This window comes from Streptomyces sp. NPDC091292, from assembly GCF_044757265.1.
Lineage (GTDB): Bacteria > Actinomycetota > Actinomycetes > Streptomycetales > Streptomycetaceae > Streptomyces.
The window spans coordinates 1,186,321-1,202,414 of sequence record NZ_JBIVUQ010000001.1 but is presented as its reverse complement, the minus strand read 5'-3'; the positions used below and the strand labels follow the sequence as shown (position 1 = coordinate 1,202,414).

Below are 16,094 nucleotides of genomic sequence, written 5' to 3'. Positions count from 1 at the left end.
CGGGTTCAAGGGTGGAGTGCGCGGCGGGCGGCGGTCCAGGCGGCCTCCGGGTCGTACTCCTCCGCCTGCCAGGTGGTGGACGTCAGGCTGCCGCGCCCCCGGTACCGTCGCATGATCTCGACGTGCGGTGGCCAGGCTACGAAACCGCGCAGGGCGCTCTCGTCGCGCCATATCGCCACGGCACCGCAGCGGCGGGCCGTGGGCAGCGTCCACAGCCGGAGTCCGTACGCGCCGTCCAACTCGGGCCATTTCGCGGCGAGTCGGCGGGCGGCGCGGTATACGGCGGGCAGGTCCGTCGGCCGGTCGAGGGTGAAGTCGGTGACGCTGACCAGGACCGGGGCACCGTTTCCGTCGTGGGGCACGCCCGGTAGCCAGGACGATGTCAGCACGCCGTGTCCGGCCGCCAGTCGGGAGACCGGCCCAGGGCGGTCAGCATCCGATCCAGCTCGCTAGCGCCGGCGGTCGCGCTCAGGCCCGGCGCGAAGGGGCTGCCCGGGGAGAGCCGGGCGTCGCCGTCGGGTACGGCCAGGGCGATGGGCAGCGCGGCCCGGACGAGGTCGGGCCCCGGCACGTAGGGGACGCCCAGGCTTCTCGCCACATCCCAGGTGTGGGCCACGTAGTCCACCAGGTGGAAGGCGATGGCCCGGGTGGCGGGGATCGGTCGGGCGATGGTGAGTTCCGGGAGGGTGAAGGGGCGGTCCGGGGCCGCCACGGTCGCGAAGGCGGCGACGACCCGTTCGGCCGCTTCGCCGTAGGCCGCGATCGGGTCCTCGGTCGGCGGGGGTGGCGCCCAGTGGGTCAGGTCCTCGCCCTGGCCGAGGGCCGCCGCCGCGAATCCGCAGTGCTGGGCCGTCATATGGGCGAGCAGATCGGCCAGCGTCCAGGCCGAGCACGGGGTGGGCCGGGTCAGGTCGCCGGGGGTCACCCGGCGTATCAGAGTCAGGCTGTCCCGTACCGCCTCGGCGTCGAGGGCTCGGAGGTGGTCGAGGCGGTCAAGGTCCGTGGTGTCGCGAGAATTCGTACGCATACGCCTACGATCTGCTCACGCATACGAATTGTCAACCGGTCTTCGGGACGGCGGGTACTTTCGTGTCATGGCTGAGCATGTGGATCACGGCGACTCGCTCCCGGGGGACGACACCCTCCCGGGGGACGGCCCGGACCGGCCGGATCTCGCGGCGATGGTCGTACCCCTGGGCCGCGCCCTGATGGCGGCCGAGCAGCCGATTCTCGCCGCGCACGGGCTGACCATGTGGGCGTACATGGTGCTGCTGCACCTGGACGAGGAGCCGATCCGTACGCAGGCCGCTTTGGCCAAGGCCATCCAGGCGGACAAGACGCGGATCATCGCCGTGCTCGACGATCTGGAGGCGCGGGACCTCATCCGCCGGCGGCCCGACCCGACGGATCGGCGGGTGCGGCTGCTGTCGGTCACCGGTGGGGGGCGGTCGGTGCGGGACGCGGTGCGGGACGCTATTCGGGAGGGCGAGGAACGGCTGCTCGCCGGATTGCCGGCCGCCGATCGCGAGGGCTTCCTCAGGGGCCTGCGAGCACTGTCGGCCCGCCCGGAACTGACCCTGCTCCCGAAGTCCGGGCTTGACTAGAGACGGACCTCGACCGTGCGGGCGAGGCGGTCGTGGAGGCCGCGGCCGTCGCGGTCCCAGATGAGGGCCGGTACGCCGATGCAGAGCAGGACCGTCCGCAGCAGTGTGCGGAGCGGGGCGGGGGTACCGCCGTCGGCGGCGACCACGCGCAGCCCGAAGAGGCGCTTGCCGGGGGTGAAGCCGACCGTACCGACGGTGAGCAGGCTCAGTACGAAGAAGATGAGCAGGGCCCAGTTGCCGGTCGCCTGGTTGTAGCCGTCCGTGAGGAGCCCGTATGCGATCAGCAGGCACAGGCCCCAGTCGACGGCGATCGCTCCGATACGGCGCCCGGGGCGGGCGATGGAGCCGGGGCCCGACTCGGGCAGACCCAGTTGCTCGCCGCGGTAACCGAAGTCGGCTCCGGCGTCCTCCGCGGCGGCGCGGGGGCCGGAGAGCCACGATCCGATTGCTTGCCTCTTGTCCACCGGGCCACGGTACTGCGCGTCTCCCGGCCCCCGACCGGCCGGGGTGCGGAAGGGGTCCGCGCGGGGTACGCGAGGTGGCCGGAGGGGGGTGTTCGTACGGGATCCGGGGCCCGGGTCGGTTAACTTCGGCGAAACAAATGGGTCACGCTTGAGAAATCCCGCGTCCCTATCGTCAGCCCCAGCGTGTGCCACCGCACTGGCCGCACGACCGAGCTATAAAACCCCCGCCCCTCCCGGGGTCGGGAGGAGGAGGAGCTGGATGTTCCAGAACGCCGACGAGGCCAAGAAGTTCATCGCGGACGAGGACGTCAAGTTCGTCGACGTCCGCTTCTGCGACCTGCCGGGCGTCATGCAGCACTTCACGGTGCCTGCTGAGGCGTTCGACCCGGCCGAGGAGCTGGCCTTCGACGGATCATCGATCCGCGGCTTCCAGGCCATCCACGAGTCCGACATGGCGCTGCGCGCCGACCTGTCGACCGCCCGCGTCGACCCCTTCCGGCGCGACAAGACCGTGAACATCAACTTCTTCATCCACGACCCGATCACGGGCGAGCAGTACAGCCGTGACCCGCGCAACGTCGCGAAGAAGGCGGAGGCGTACCTCGCGTCCACCGGGATCGCCGACACCGCGTACTTCGGCCCCGAGGCCGAGTTCTACGTCTTCGACTCGGTCCGCTTCGAGACCTCCGCGAACCGTTCGCTGTACGAGATCGACTCCGAGGCGGGCGCCTGGAACACCGGCGCGGTCGAGAACAACCGCGGCTACAAGGTCCGTTACAAGGGCGGTTACTTCCCGGCCCCGCCGGTCGACCACTTCGCGGACCTGCGCGCCGAGATCTCCCTGGAGCTGGGCCGCTCCGGGCTGAAGGTCGAGCGGCAGCACCACGAGGTGGGCACCGCGGGCCAGGCGGAGATCAACTACAAGTTCAACACGCTGCTCGCCGCCGCCGACGACCTGATGCTCTTCAAGTACATCGTGAAGAACGTCGCCTGGCGCAACGGCAAGACCGCGACGTTCATGCCGAAGCCGATCTTCGGTGACAACGGCTCAGGCATGCACGTGCACCAGTCCCTGTGGAACGGTGGCGATCCCCTCTTCTACGACGAGCAGGGTTACGCGGGTCTCTCGGACACCGCCCGCTACTACATCGGCGGCATCCTGAAGCACGCCCCGTCGCTGCTGGCGTTCACCAACCCGACGGTGAACTCGTACCACCGTCTGGTCCCGGGCTTCGAGGCGCCGGTGAACCTGGTCTACTCGCAGCGCAACCGGTCGGCCGCGATGCGCATCCCGATCACCGGGTCGAACCCGAAGGCGAAGCGGGTCGAGTTCCGCGCGCCGGACCCGTCGTCGAACCCGTACCTCGCGTTCTCGGCGCTGCTCCTCGCGGGCCTGGACGGCGTCAAGAACAAGATCGAGCCGGCCGAGCCGATCGACAAGGACCTGTACGAGCTGGCCCCCGAGGAGCACGCGGGCGTCCCGCAGGTCCCGACGTCCCTCCCGGCGGTCCTGGAGGCCCTGGAAGCGGACAACGAGTACCTCCAGTCCGGCGGCGTCTTCACCTCCGACCTGATCGAAACCTGGATCGACTACAAGCGCACCAACGAAATCGCCCCGATCCAGCTCCGGCCGCACCCGCACGAGTTCGAGCTGTACTTCGACATCTAAGTCGGCATCACCATCGGCTTCTGAGTTGTCGGAGTCGGCAGTAGTGAGGGCCGTCACCCGTTTTGGGTGGCGGCTCTCAGTTGTGTGGGGTGGGGCGTGGGGGTGTTCGGCGGGTGAGTGCGGCGAAGGTCGCGGACAGCGCTGTGGTGAGGGTCAATAGGGCAGGGGCCAGGGTCCTCGCGTCCGTGTGGTGGATCAAAAGGCCTGTCAGGGCCGGAAATGTTGCCGCTCCCAGTTTTGACGCTGCTATTTGGATGCCGATCGTTCGGGGGGTTTCGGCGGGGCCTACTCGTTGTGCCGTGGTGAGGATCAGGAGGGGGAACATCGGGGCCGCTGCCGTGCCCAGGAGCAGCATTCCCGCTACGGCCAGGGGGGCCGGGGCCCCCGGGACCGTCATCAGGAGCGCTCCCGCCGTCATGCCCGTCAGCGAGGCGCGCAGGACCCGTGTCGCGCCTACGCGTTCCGCTACCGGGCCCAGGATCACGCGGGACAGGCACAGGACCGCCCAGTAGGACGAGACCGCGAAACCCGCGCTCCACGGGGTCAGGCCCTTGCCGTCCGTCAGATATACGTACGCCCAGAGGCTGATCGTCGCCTCGATGCCCAGGTGGAGCGCGAAGACCGCCGCGCTCAGGGAGGCGATCGTGTATCCGGGGCGGTGGCCGGGTTCCGCGGGGGTCGGCCGGGGGGATGCCATCTGGGGTGGCCAGGCTTTGGTGAAGGTCAGGGCCAGGGCCAGGAGCACCGTCGCCATCAGCCCGTACGTCCATCGCCAGTCGATCCCCGCGCCCAGCGCCGTCGTGATCGCCGCCGGGCCGATCACCGCGCCCAGGCCGTAGCTGGCGTGCATCCAGTTGATGTGCCGGGCGCCGAAGTGGCTCGCGGCGTAGGCGTTCAGCGCCGCGTCCATCGCGCCGAAGCCCAGGCCGAGGAGGACCGTCGCCGCCACCAGCGCCCCGAGGGAGGGGGCGAGGCTGTGGCCGAGCAGGGCCAGGGACGACAGGGCCGTGGCGGTGGACAGGAGGCGGCTCATGCGTACGCGGGTGAGCAGGCGGCCGGTCAGGGCGCTCGACACCACCGCCGCGCCGACACCGAACGGCAGGAGCACGCCCAACGCGCCCACCGGCTGCCGGAACTCGGCGCTCATGGAAGGCCAGGCGATGCCCAGCACACTGTCGGGGAGCGCGATGCCCGCGAAGGCCAGGCAGGCGAGAGCGACAAGAAACATGGGAGAGGCGAGCCCTTCGGGGCACGTCCAGGGGACGTTCAAAGAGAAACGGGATCAGGCGGCGTCCTCATCGCGGACGTCGCCTCGCCGTGCCACCGAACCGAAACGAACCGAAACGGTCAGCACGCGACAACAGTTCACAGTCGAACCACGTCACCGCGTGCGGTGCTGACCGGGTCCTCCATCTCCACCCATGTCCGAACCTCCGGGCACGGACCCTACGCCGACCCGCACCACCGCAGCGAAGGAATTACGCACGCAAGGGCTTCCCGGCGAGTGCAACGTCACACTCCGTAGCTCTGATGCGACTCAGGTGGCCTGTTCTAGCATCGGCGGCATGACGGTCCTGCCCGATGACGGGCTTTCGCTGGCCGCCCAGTTCCCTGATGCGACCCATGAGCAGTGGCAGCGCCTCGTGGAAGGTGTACTGCGCAAGTCGGGCAAGGAAGTCTCGGGCGACGCAGCCGAGGAAGCACTCTCCACGACGCTGGACGACGGGCTCGGCACCCGGCCGCTGTACACCGCGCGGGACGCGGTGGCCGGCGCCTCCGGGTACCCCGGGTTCGCCCCGTATGTCCGCGGTTCCCGTCCCGAGGGCGCGACCCCGGGCGGCTGGGACGTACGGCAGCGGCACACAGGTACCGACCCCGCACGCACCCGCGAAGCGGTCCTCGCCGATCTGGAGAACGGCACCACCTCGCTGTGGCTGACCGTCGGATCGCACGGCATCCCCGTCTCCGGCATCGCCACGGCACTCGACGGCGTGTACCTCGACCTGGCCCCCGTATCCCTCGAAGCGGGCGCCGAATACGGTGCCGCCGCACGCGAGTTGCTGCGGATCCACGAGGAGCGCGGCACGCCTCGTGCCGAGGCGAGGGGCACGCTCGGTGCCGATCCGCTCGGGTACGAGGCGCGTAGCGGACGGCCCGCCGACACTGCCGACGCGGTCGCCCTCGCCCGGGAGACCGTGAGCCGCTGGCCCGGCCTGCGCGCGCTCGCGGTGGACGCGCTGCCGTACCACGAGGCCGGCGCGTCGGCCGCGCAGGAACTCGGCGCGTCGCTCGCGACCGGGGTCGCCTATCTGCGGCTGCTCACCGACGCGGGCCTGTCCGCGGCGGACGCCTGCGGGCAGTTGGAGTTCCGGTACGCGGCGACCGCCGACCAGTTCCTGACCGTCGCCAAGCTGCGGGCGGCCCGGCGGCTGTGGGCGCGGGTCGCCGAGGTGTGCGGCGCGCCGGGCGCGGGGGCGCAGCGGCAGCACGCCGTGACCTCGTCGGTGATGATGAGCCGCCGGGACCCGTGGGTGAACATGCTGCGGACCACCGTGGCGTGTCTGGGCGCCGGGGTCGGCGGTGCGGACGCCGTGACGGTGCTGCCCTTCGACGACGCGCTCGGGCTGCCGGACGCCTTCTCCCGCCGTATCGCCCGCAACACCTCGACCATCCTCCTGGAGGAGTCGCACCTCGCACGGGTGATCGACCCGGCGGGCGGCTCCTGGTATGTGGAGCGGCTTACCGATGAACTCGCCCACGCGGGCTGGGAGTTCTTCCGGACGATCGAAAAGGCCGGTGGGCAGGGCGCGGCGCTGCGGTCCGGGCTCGTCCATGAACGGCTCGCCGCCACCTGGGCCGAGCGCAGCCGTGCGCTGGCGCGGCGCCGGGAACCGATCACCGGCGTCAGCGAGTTCCCGGACCTCGCCGAGCGGACCGTCGCACGCGACCCCGCCCCGGCCCCGGTCACCGGCGGGCTCCCCCGGGTCCGGCGCGACGAGGCGTACGAGGCGCTGCGCGCCCGGTCCGACGCGCATCTCGCGGCGACCGGCGCCCGCCCGAAGGTGTTCCTCGCGGCGCTCGGCCCGGCCGCCGCGCACACCGCGCGCGCGACCTTCGCGTCGAACCTGTTCCAGGCGGGCGGGGTCGAGCCCGTTCACGATCCGGTGTCCGTGGACGCGGCCACCGTCGCCGGGGCGTTCGCCGCGAGCGGGGCGTCGGTCGCGTGCCTGTGCTCCAGCGACGCGCTGTACGCGGAGGAGGCGCAGGCGGTCGCCGCCGCGCTGAAGGCGGCGGGCGCGAGCAGGGTGTTTCTCGCGGGGCGGCCCGGTGAATACCCCGATGTGGATGCCTATGTGTCCGCCGGTGGTGACGCGGTGGCCGTGCTCACGTCCGTACTCGAATCTCTCGGAGTGTCGTGATGGCGATTCCCGATTTCTCCGGCGTCGAGCTGGGCACCGGCCCTTCGGGCGGGTCCGACGACCAGTGGCGTACCGCCGTGAAGGAATCCACGGGCAAGGACGACGGCGATCTGCTCTGGGAGACCCCGGAGGGAATCCAGGTCAAGCCGCTGTACACGGGGCGTGATCTGGAAGGGCTCGACTTCCTCGATACGTATCCCGGCATCGCGCCCTATCTGCGGGGCCCGTATCCGACGATGTACGTGAATCAGCCGTGGACCATTCGGCAGTACGCCGGATTCTCCACCGCCGAGGAGTCCAACGCCTTCTACCGGCGTAATCTCGCCGCCGGACAGAAGGGCCTGTCGGTCGCCTTCGACCTGCCGACGCACCGCGGTTACGACAGTGACCACCCGCGCGTCACCGGCGATGTCGGCATGGCCGGGGTCGCCATCGACTCGATCTACGACATGCGGCAACTGTTCGACGGAATTCCGCTGGACAGAATGACCGTGTCGATGACGATGAACGGTGCCGTGCTGCCCGTGCTCGCGCTGTACATCGTCGCCGCCGAGGAACAGGGCGTACCGCCGGAGAAGCTGGCCGGGACCATTCAGAACGACATTCTCAAAGAGTTCATGGTCCGCAACACGTACATCTATCCGCCGAAGCCGTCGATGCGGATCATCTCCGACATCTTCGCCTTCACCTCGCAGCGCATGCCCCGCTACAACTCGATCTCCATTTCCGGTTACCACATACAAGAAGCCGGTGCGACGGCCGATCTGGAGCTGGCGTACACCCTCGCCGACGGCGTCGAATATCTGCGGGCGGGCCGGGACGCGGGGCTCGACGTGGACGCGTTCGCGCCACGGCTCTCCTTCTTCTGGGCGATCGGCATGAACTTCTTCATGGAGATCGCCAAGATGCGGGCGGCGCGGCTGCTGTGGGCGAAGCTGGTCAAGGAGTTCGGCCCGAAGAACACCAAGTCCCTTTCCCTGCGCACCCATTCGCAGACCTCCGGCTGGTCGCTGACCGCGCAGGACGTCTTCAACAATGTGACGCGTACGTGTGTCGAGGCGATGGCCGCGACGCAGGGCCACACGCAGTCCCTGCACACCAACGCCCTCGACGAAGCGCTCGCCCTGCCCACCGACTTCTCCGCGCGCATCGCCCGCAACACGCAGTTGCTGATCCAGCAGGAGTCGGGCACCACCCGGGTCATCGACCCGTGGGGCGGCAGCGCGTACGTCGAGAAGCTGACGTACGACCTGGCGCGGCGGGCCTGGCAGCACATCGAGGAGGTCGAGGCGGCGGGCGGGATGGCGCAGGCCATCGACGCGGGCATCCCGAAGCTGCGCGTCGAGGAGGCGGCGGCCCGTACGCAGGCGCGCATCGACTCGGGGCGGCAGCCGGTCATCGGCGTCAACAAGTACCGGGTCGCGACCGACGAGCAGATCGACGTACTGAAGGTCGACAACTCCTCCGTGCGCACCCAGCAGATCGAGAAGCTGCGGAGGCTGCGGGCCGAGCGCGACGAGGCGGCCTGCCAGGACGCGCTGCGGGCGCTGACCGCGTCCGCCGAACGCGGCGCGGGCCCCGGCCTCGACGGCAATCTGCTCGCCCTCGCGGTGGACGCGGCCCGCGCCAAGGCGACCGTCGGCGAGATCTCCGACGCCCTGGAGAAGGTGTACGGGAGGCACGCGGGCCAGATCCGTACGATCTCCGGTGTGTACCGCAACGAGGCAGGCGAGTCCCCGTCCGTGGAGCGCACCCGCGCGCTGGTGGACGCCTTCGGGCGGGCCGAGGGGCGCCGGCCGCGCATCCTGGTCGCCAAGATGGGGCAGGACGGGCACGACCGGGGCCAGAAGGTGATCGCGACCGCGTTCGCCGACCTCGGATTCGACGTCGACGTGGGCCCGCTGTTCCAGACCCCGGCGGAGGTCGCGCGGCAGGCCGTCGAGGCGGACGTCCACATCGTCGGCGTCTCCTCGCTGGCCGCCGGGCACCTCACGCTCGTCCCGGCGCTGCGGGAACAGCTCGCCGAGGAAGGCCGCGAGGACATCATGATCGTCGTCGGCGGCGTGATCCCCCCGCAGGACGTCGAGACGCTGCACGAGGAGGGCGCCACGGCGGTGTTCCCGCCCGGCACGGTCATCCCGGACGCCGCGTACGACCTGGTGAAACGGCTCGCCGCCCAACTGGGGCACGAGCCCGACGAGCTGTGAGCCCATGCCACGGACGATCGATCTCGACAGTTATGTGAAGGGCGTACTCGACGGGCGGCGCGCACACATCGCGCGCGCGATCACCCTCGTCGAGTCCACCCGGAGCGACCACCGCGAGCTGGCGCAGCGACTCCTCACCGCGTTGCTGCCGTACGCCGGGCAGGCCCGGCGGGTCGGTATCAGCGGCGTGCCGGGCGTCGGCAAGTCGACGTTCATCGACGCGCTCGGCACGATGCTCACCGCGCTCGGACACCGGGTCGCGGTGCTCGCCGTCGACCCGTCGTCCACCCGGACCGGCGGGTCGATCCTCGGCGACAAGACCCGGATGGAGCGGCTGGCGGTCGACCCGTCCGCCTTCGTCCGTCCTTCGCCGACGGCGGGCACACTCGGCGGGGTCGCCAAGGCCACGCGCGAGTCGATCGTGGTGATGGAGGCCGCCGGATACGACGTGGTCCTGGTGGAGACCGTCGGCGTCGGGCAGTCCGAGACCGCCGTCGCCAACATGGTCGACACCTTCCTGCTGCTCTCGCTGGCCAGGACCGGCGACCAGTTGCAGGGCATCAAGAAGGGCGTCCTGGAACTCGCCGACGTCATCGCCGTCAACAAGGCCGACGGTCCGCACGAACGCGACGCCCGGTCGGCCGCGCGCGAACTCGCCGGGGCGCTGCGGCTGATGCACGGCGCGGATGCCGTGTGGCGTCCGCCGGTGCTCAGTTGCAGCGCGCGCGAGGGCACGGGGCTCGACACCGTCTGGGAACGGGTCGAACAGCACCGGGCCCTCCTCGACTCGACCCGCCGGCTGGCCGCCAAGCGGCGCGACCAGCAGGTCGACTGGGTCTGGACCATGGTCCAGGACGAGCTGCTGGGGCGGTTGCGGGGGCATCCCGTCGTACGGGAGCTGACGGCGGGGCTTGAGGGGCGGGTACGGGACGGGGAGCTGACGGCTACGAGTGCCGCCGAACGGATTCTTCGGGCTTTCGAGGGCGGGGAGTAGGAGTAGGGCGAGGGGTAGGGGTAGGGGTTCGGTCGGGGGCTGGGGTCGGCTTTGATTCCGCCGGGCAGTCGCGTCGTGGGGGCTCACGGTGGCGGCGGGGAAAGGGGCTGCGCGTCTTCTGGGCGGTGCTTCTTCCTCAGCAGGACGGCTATGAGGACCGCGCCGAGTGCGAGGAGGACGGCAGCGACGGTGAGCGCGAGTGAGAAGCCCTCCGTCGCGGCGTGCAGGGGGTCGTCCTGTGAGGCCAGGGCTTCGCTGCGGCGCGTGGCCAGAGCGACAAGCACCGCCACCCCCACAGCGCCGCCGACTTGTTGAACGGAGCTGAGAACGGCTGAGCCGAGCCCGGCGTTCTCCTCTGTGGTGCCGGTGAGCGCGGCGACGGTCAGAGCGGGCAGACCCAGTCCGCATCCGAGGCTCGTGACGAGCATGCCGGGCAGCACTCCGGAGGCGTAGCCGTCGTCCGGTGCCACGCCGGACAGCAGCAGGAGTCCGGCCACGCTGATCAGGAACGAGAGGACGAGGGCCGGGCGTACGCCGAGCCTGATCACTGCTCGGGAGGAGAGCCACATGCCCGTCAGGATGCCTGCGCAGTAGGGCAGGTAGGCGAGGCCGGCCGTGAGGGGGCGGTAGCCGAGCACGGTCTGCAGGTGAACCATCAGCAGGAAGGCCATCGCGTACATCGCGGCGGAGAACAACAAGATCGCCCCATTGGCGACGGCGCGGAACCGGAAGGACAGGAACGACAGCGGTACGAGCGGCTCGGCGGTTCGTGCCTCGAACGCGACGAAGGCGACGGCCAGGAACACGGCCAGAACGAGGGGTCCGACAGCGGTGGTGTCCCCCCATCCCGACTCCCCGGTGCGGAGCAGTCCGTAGACCAGGGACACCAGGGCGCCGGTACCCAGTAGCGCACCGGGTACGTCGAGGCGTACCGCGCGCCCGGCCCGGCTCTCGGGGACCAGGCGCGGGAGGAGCACCAGGGCCGCGAGGGCCACCGGCAGGTTGATCAAGAAGATCCAGCGCCAGGACGCGAGGCCGGTCAGCGCGCCGGAGATCACCAGGCCCATCGTTCCGCCAAGCCCCGCGATGCCGCCCCAGATGCCGAACGCCTTGGTGCGCTCCTCGGTACCAGGGAAGAGGAGGGTGATCAGTGCCAGCGCGGCAGGGCTGGCCATGGCCGCTCCCGCGCCCTGGACGAACCGCCCGGTCACGAGCTGCCATGGCTCCTGCGCGAGCCCGCAGACGAGGCTCGCCGCACCGAACAGCGCCACACCGGTCAGGAAGACGCGTCTGCGGCCCAGCAGGTCGGCCATGCGGCCGAACAGCAGCAACAGCCCGCCGAAGGCGAGGAAGTAGGCGTTGACGACCCAGGCCAGGCCCGCGGTGCTGAAGCCGAGGTCGTCGCGCATGCTGGGGAGCGCGACGCTCACCACGTTGTCGTCCAGGACGAGCATGAACTGTACGAAGCACAGCACTACCAGGGCCGGTCCCCGGCGCCCGACGACGTGGGTCGCGGCTGCGGTTGACACCGACGTCATGCCGGGCGCCCTGTCCTCGTGAGCGGCCTGTGCGAACGGTGGTGGCGCCGGTGGCGCGGATGATTGCTCGGCATAAGCGGATGATTGATGGGCATAAGCGGATGATTGATCGGCATAAGAGGACGCTATGCACCGGCCGTGTTGGCCGCGATGCGCTACGGGGCCATGTCGTATCGCATGGGGGACATAGGCTGGGGAGCATGACCGATGCCGTCGTGGGGGCCGTCCCGGCCGGGGTGGGCGCAATCGTCGTCGGGAACTTCCCGTTGGCGTACGGGCAGTGGTTCGTCCCGCACAGCCACCCGCAGCACCAGTTGGCCTGGGCGCGGCGTGGGGTGCTCGGCGTCGCTGTCGACGACGCCTACTGGGTCCTGCCGCGTACAAGGGCGTTGTGGCTGCCCGCCGGGGTTGTCCACCGGACCGGTGCGACCCGCGACGCGGTGCTGTGCTGCCTCTACTTCGAACCGGACAGATGCGATCAGGACTGGACGGAACCCACGCCGGTCGGAGTCGACGGGCTGCTGGCCCACCTGATTGCCTACCTCAGCCGCGAGGAACTCCCCGATGACGCCCGGCTACGGGCCGAGGCTGTCGTGCTGGACCTCCTGCGCCCCTTGCCGGCCACGCCCATCGATGTGCCGGACCCCGCCGACGACCGCGTACGCGTCGTGGCCGACGCGCTGCTCGCCAACCCCGCCGACCCCCGAAGTCTTGAAGCACACGCACGGGCTGCCGGGGTGAGCCGACGCACCCTGACCCGGCTGTTCGTCCAGGACACCGGCATGAATTTCGACCGCTGGCGAACCCATGTGCGGCTGCGTGCCGCCCTTCCCCTCCTCGCCGAGGGCCAGCCCGTTTCCCGCGTCGCACATACCGTCGGATACGCGACACCGAGCGCCTTCCTCGCGGCATTCCGACGAACCGTCGGCACTTCCCCGGGACGCTACCTCCATGGCGACGCCTCGGTTGAGGCATCGGCCGCGAGCGCCGTCGATGAATGAGCACTGCGGGCGGTGTCAGCAAGTCGGCGTGGGCACCCCAAGAAAGGGCACCTCAAGATTGGGCACCCCGAGAAAGGGTGGCTGCCGCCCCCCTCCCTCCTCCACCCCCCTCAGACCCCCGCCGTCTCGCGGCTCGATGTCTCCTTCCGGGGGCGTGCGCCCAGCAGTTCCGTCGGGACCTTGTGGGTCTCGCGGTGGAGAACATCTCCCCTTGAAGTGCTCTCCCCCCTTCGCAAGCTCAGCAGGGAGATTCCCGCTTACTTTGCAGCAGCGGGCTTGACGCCACGAGTGCGCCTGGCGACTGCTCTCCCAGCAGCCGGGACCGCCACGATGTGGCTGATCCGGTATAGGTGCAAGATGTTCCGGGCCGCGTTCCAGTCGGCGTTGCCCGACCATCCGCAGTCCGGGTTCTTGCACACGAACGTGGCCTGATCTTCCCGGCTTCCGGGTGTGATGAAGCCGCACGTCGAGCACCTGCGGGAGGTGTTCGGGGCGGGGACCTTGACCAGGGTGCCGCCGTAACGGGCGGTCTTGTACGTCAGCAGCGTCACGGTGCGGCCCCATGCCTCTTGGCTGATGGAGCGGTTCAGGCCGGACTTCTGGGCGACGTTCTTCCCTGGCTCGTCCACGGTGCCCCTGGCGGACTTGACCATGTTCGTGATGTTGAGCTGTTCCACCACGACCGTGCCGTAGGTGCGGGCGATGGTCGTGGTGGTCTTGTGCTGCCAGTCAGCGGCGCGGCGCGTGGCTGTTGCGCGGAGCTGCTTGATCTGGTCGTAGGTGTTGCGCAACCGGTTCGAGCTGCGCTCTTTCGGCTTGCGGAAGCTCTTGCGGTGCGCGGCCCGCTGTTCCAGGCGCAGCAGCTTGGCCTTCTCGCCGGCCGTCAGCCACTTGTCCCGGTCGGCTTTGCCGTCCTCGGTGCGGGCGGGGCGGCCATGGTCCTGGTGGTTGCCGTCGCAGAGGGCGAGGGGCAGGTTCACTCCGGCATCGATGCCGACCTCGGGGCCGGTGTGCGGCTCGGGGGCCGGTTCGAGGGACTGGATGCGGAAGGCGATGTGCCAGCCCGAGGGCGTCTTTGACGAGTCGGGCCCCGGTGATGCGGTTCTCTTTGCCGGCGTGCCTGCCGACGGGGAGATCCCTGGTCCAGCGGAAGCGGACACGGCCGATCCTGGGAATGTTGGCCACGCCCCAGCGGCGGTGTACGCGCTTGATCTGCAAGTCCCTGCCCTGGGGGATGTCCACGGACATCACCGACCTGATGCGGGCCTTGAAGTTCGGTTCCCCGGCCCGCCCGTCCCAGCAGTTCTTCCACGCCTGGTGATACGTCTTGAGGACCGCTTGCGCGGCCTGCGCGGGCAGGACACCGAGCCAGTCGATCTCTTTGCGGGCCTGGCGTATCGCGGCATCCATGCGCGTGAGGGACCGCTGGCACTTCGGTGTCATGGTCCACAGGTCGTGCAGCAGGTTCCACGTCGTACGAGCGGCATGCGCCTGGTCGTCCATGAGCCGGGCCTGAGCGGGCGTCAGCGCCAGTCGGGCACGGTGCCCGAACTGCCGCTTCTCCCACGCCCGTCACGTCCACTTGGTTTTCGTCACCAAGTACCGGCGCAACGCCATGACCGGCGAGATACTGACGCGCTGCGAAGAGATCATGCGAGAGGTCTGCGAGGACTTCGAGGCCGAGCTGAAGCAGTTCAACGGCGAAGAGGACCACGTACACCTACTCGTGCACTACCCGCCCAAGGTCCAGCTCTCCAAGCTGGTCAACAGCCTCAAGGGCGTCTCCGCCCGGCTCCTGCGCAAGGAGTACGACACGCACATCCGCCGATACCTGTGGGGCGGACACTTCTGGTCCGGCTCCTACTTCGCCGGGTCCTGCGGCGGGGCACCGCTCACGGTCGTCCGCCAGTACATCGAGAACCAGAACCGGCCCACCTGACCGACCGCCCCGGAATCGCCGGCTGGACGGGCGACTTCGCGCCGACCACGGATACGCCGGCCACGGACACAGCGGGTACGGGGGACGTCACCGGCATCGACCACCTGGCCCTCACCCAGCCCTGGCACCAGTTCGACGAGGCGGCCCTCTTCCACCGCGGGGTGCTCGGCCTGGACGCGCAGGAGAGCGTCGACGTCGCCGACCCGTACGGTCTGCACCGCAGCCGCGCGGTCAGCAACGCCGACGGCAGTGTCCGTATCGCCCTCGGCGTCGGGCCCGCGCCCGGCGACGGCGGCGCCCGCGCCCAGCACATCGCGCTCGCCACCGACGACGTGGTCCGGGCGGCGCGCCGCTTCCGCGCGGTCGGCGGCCGGCTGCTGCGGATGCCCGCGAACTACTACGACGACCTGGCCGCCCGCCATGAACTGGCCGACGGCGAACTGGAGACGTACCGCGACCTCGGCATCCTCTACGACCGGGACGGCGGCGGCGCCTTCCGCCACTGCTACTCGGAGACGGTGGGCCGGCTGTTCTTCGAACTCGTGCAGCGCGATCCGGGCTACCGGGGGTACGGCGCCCAGAACGCACCGGTCCGGATGGCTGCTCAGAGCGCGTCATCGTCCCGGGCGCAGGTCCTCTAGGGCGGGTCACGGCTGTCACCCGTTCGGACGCACTCCGATCGCCCCGCCGATCGGGCGGGCCGATGCTCGGGGCACCGGGTCCTTCCGGCCGTGCGGCCGGAGGACCGAGCTTCGAGGGGAGACCCCATGAGCACCTCCACACCTCCGTCGGCCGGCGCTCCGGCGCCCGGCAGGACACCGCACGACCGGCGACCGACCGGCCGTGAGGGCTGGGCCACGGGCGGCACGGTCTTCGCCGGTGTCCTGCTGCTGGTCACCGGAGTCCTGGCCATCCTGAACGGCATCGCGGCGGTTGCCACGGACGACATCTACACGTCGATCGGCAACTACGTCTTCAAGTTCAGCCTGACCTCCTGGGGCTGGATCCACATCGTCCTCGGTGTCGTCGTGGCACTGGCCGGCTACGGCGTCCTCAAGGGCGCCGACTGGGGACGCGCCCTGGGCGTGGGCCTGGCGTCGCTGACCATCGTGCTCAACTTCATCTGGCTGCCGTACCAGCCGCTGTGGGCGCTCACCATGATCGCGCTGAGCATCTTCGTGATCTGGGCCCTGTGCTCGTCCTGGGGCCGCAAGAGCGCGTTCTGAGCCCAGCGGTTCAGCAGTCCGGCACCCGGGGCC

13 protein-coding genes and 2 pseudogenes are annotated in these 16,094 nt (G+C 70.2%); 9 read left to right on the top strand and 6 right to left on the bottom strand.

Features of this window, described 5'->3' with window-relative positions; all coding sequences use genetic code 11:
* Positions 1-5: 5 nt before the first annotated feature.
* Entirely contained in the window at positions 6-362 is a 357-nt protein-coding gene (locus ACIQNU_RS05940; RefSeq protein ID WP_401361315.1) for a hypothetical protein, read from the bottom strand.
* A 20-nt stretch (positions 363-382) separates the two neighbouring features.
* Positions 383-1,027, bottom strand: coding sequence for a TIGR03086 family metal-binding protein (locus ACIQNU_RS05935; RefSeq protein ID WP_401361313.1), 645 nt, complete (start codon positions 1,025-1,027; stop codon positions 383-385).
* Between the two features lie 67 nt (positions 1,028-1,094).
* Between ACIQNU_RS05935 and ACIQNU_RS05930 the strand changes: the two genes are divergently transcribed.
* Positions 1,095-1,604, top strand: a complete 510-nt coding sequence (locus ACIQNU_RS05930; RefSeq protein WP_401361311.1) for a MarR family winged helix-turn-helix transcriptional regulator — start codon at positions 1,095-1,097, stop codon at positions 1,602-1,604.
* On the opposite strand, the gene ACIQNU_RS05925 is transcribed toward ACIQNU_RS05930, so the two are convergent.
* A complete protein-coding gene (locus tag ACIQNU_RS05925; protein WP_401361309.1) occupies positions 1,601-2,068 on the bottom strand; it encodes an RDD family protein in 468 nt (155 codons plus the stop codon). The genes ACIQNU_RS05930 and ACIQNU_RS05925 overlap by 4 nt on opposite strands.
* 259 nt (positions 2,069-2,327) lie before the next feature.
* On the opposite strand from ACIQNU_RS05925, the gene glnA reads away from it, so the two are divergent.
* Positions 2,328-3,737 (top strand): type I glutamate--ammonia ligase, encoded by a 1,410-nt coding sequence (gene glnA, locus ACIQNU_RS05920; protein ID WP_401361307.1) that lies wholly within the window; start codon positions 2,328-2,330, stop codon positions 3,735-3,737.
* Positions 3,738-3,813: 76 nt separating this feature from the next.
* Here glnA and ACIQNU_RS05915 read toward each other — a convergent pair whose 3' ends face one another.
* On the bottom strand, positions 3,814-4,965 hold the full coding sequence (locus ACIQNU_RS05915; protein WP_401361305.1) for an MFS transporter: 1,152 nt from the start codon (positions 4,963-4,965) through the stop codon (positions 3,814-3,816).
* Between the two features lie 337 nt (positions 4,966-5,302).
* On the opposite strand from ACIQNU_RS05915, the gene ACIQNU_RS05910 reads away from it, so the two are divergent.
* Genes ACIQNU_RS05910 through meaB form a run of 3 tightly spaced genes read left to right on the top strand, consistent with a single transcriptional unit; the run spans position 5,303 to position 10,357 of the window.
* A complete protein-coding gene (locus tag ACIQNU_RS05910; protein ID WP_401361303.1) occupies positions 5,303-7,156 on the top strand; it encodes a methylmalonyl-CoA mutase family protein in 1,854 nt (617 codons plus the stop codon).
* The gene (gene scpA, locus ACIQNU_RS05905) at positions 7,156-9,363 is read left to right on the top strand and encodes a methylmalonyl-CoA mutase (protein WP_401361301.1); all 2,208 of its coding nucleotides are present in this window, start codon (positions 7,156-7,158) and stop codon (positions 9,361-9,363) included. The genes ACIQNU_RS05910 and scpA overlap by 1 nt, the downstream gene beginning before the upstream one ends.
* A gap of 4 nt (positions 9,364-9,367) precedes the next feature.
* Complete coding sequence (gene meaB / locus ACIQNU_RS05900) at positions 9,368-10,357, top strand: methylmalonyl Co-A mutase-associated GTPase MeaB (protein ID WP_401361299.1); 990 nt, start codon at positions 9,368-9,370, stop codon at positions 10,355-10,357.
* 83 nt (positions 10,358-10,440) lie between these two features.
* Here the strand turns inward: meaB and ACIQNU_RS05895 are convergent, their stop codons facing one another.
* Positions 10,441-11,895 (bottom strand): MFS transporter, encoded by a 1,455-nt coding sequence (locus ACIQNU_RS05895; RefSeq protein ID WP_401361297.1) that lies wholly within the window; start codon positions 11,893-11,895, stop codon positions 10,441-10,443.
* A gap of 200 nt (positions 11,896-12,095) precedes the next feature.
* Here ACIQNU_RS05895 and ACIQNU_RS05890 point away from each other — a divergent pair, with 200 nt between their 5' ends.
* Complete coding sequence (locus ACIQNU_RS05890) at positions 12,096-12,896, top strand: AraC family transcriptional regulator (protein WP_401361295.1); 801 nt, start codon at positions 12,096-12,098, stop codon at positions 12,894-12,896.
* A gap of 257 nt (positions 12,897-13,153) precedes the next feature.
* On the opposite strand, the pseudogene ACIQNU_RS05885 reads toward ACIQNU_RS05890, so the two are convergent.
* Positions 13,154-14,399 (bottom strand): annotated as a pseudogene (locus ACIQNU_RS05885) (RNA-guided endonuclease InsQ/TnpB family protein).
* Positions 14,400-14,478: 79 nt separating this feature from the next.
* Here ACIQNU_RS05885 and tnpA point away from each other — a divergent pair.
* The 3 genes and pseudogenes from tnpA to ACIQNU_RS05870 all read left to right on the top strand — a co-directional run bounded on the left by tnpA (position 14,479) and on the right by ACIQNU_RS05870 (position 16,061).
* Positions 14,479-14,835, top strand: a complete 357-nt coding sequence (gene tnpA, locus ACIQNU_RS05880) for an IS200/IS605 family transposase (RefSeq protein WP_401361293.1) — start codon at positions 14,479-14,481, stop codon at positions 14,833-14,835.
* Positions 14,836-14,882: 47 nt separating this feature from the next.
* A pseudogene (locus ACIQNU_RS05875) lies at positions 14,883-15,476 on the top strand (VOC family protein); the annotation flags it as partial.
* A gap of 126 nt (positions 15,477-15,602) precedes the next feature.
* Positions 15,603-16,061 (top strand): hypothetical protein, encoded by a 459-nt coding sequence (locus tag ACIQNU_RS05870; protein ID WP_401361291.1) that lies wholly within the window; start codon positions 15,603-15,605, stop codon positions 16,059-16,061.
* Positions 16,062-16,094: the final 33 nt, after the last annotated feature.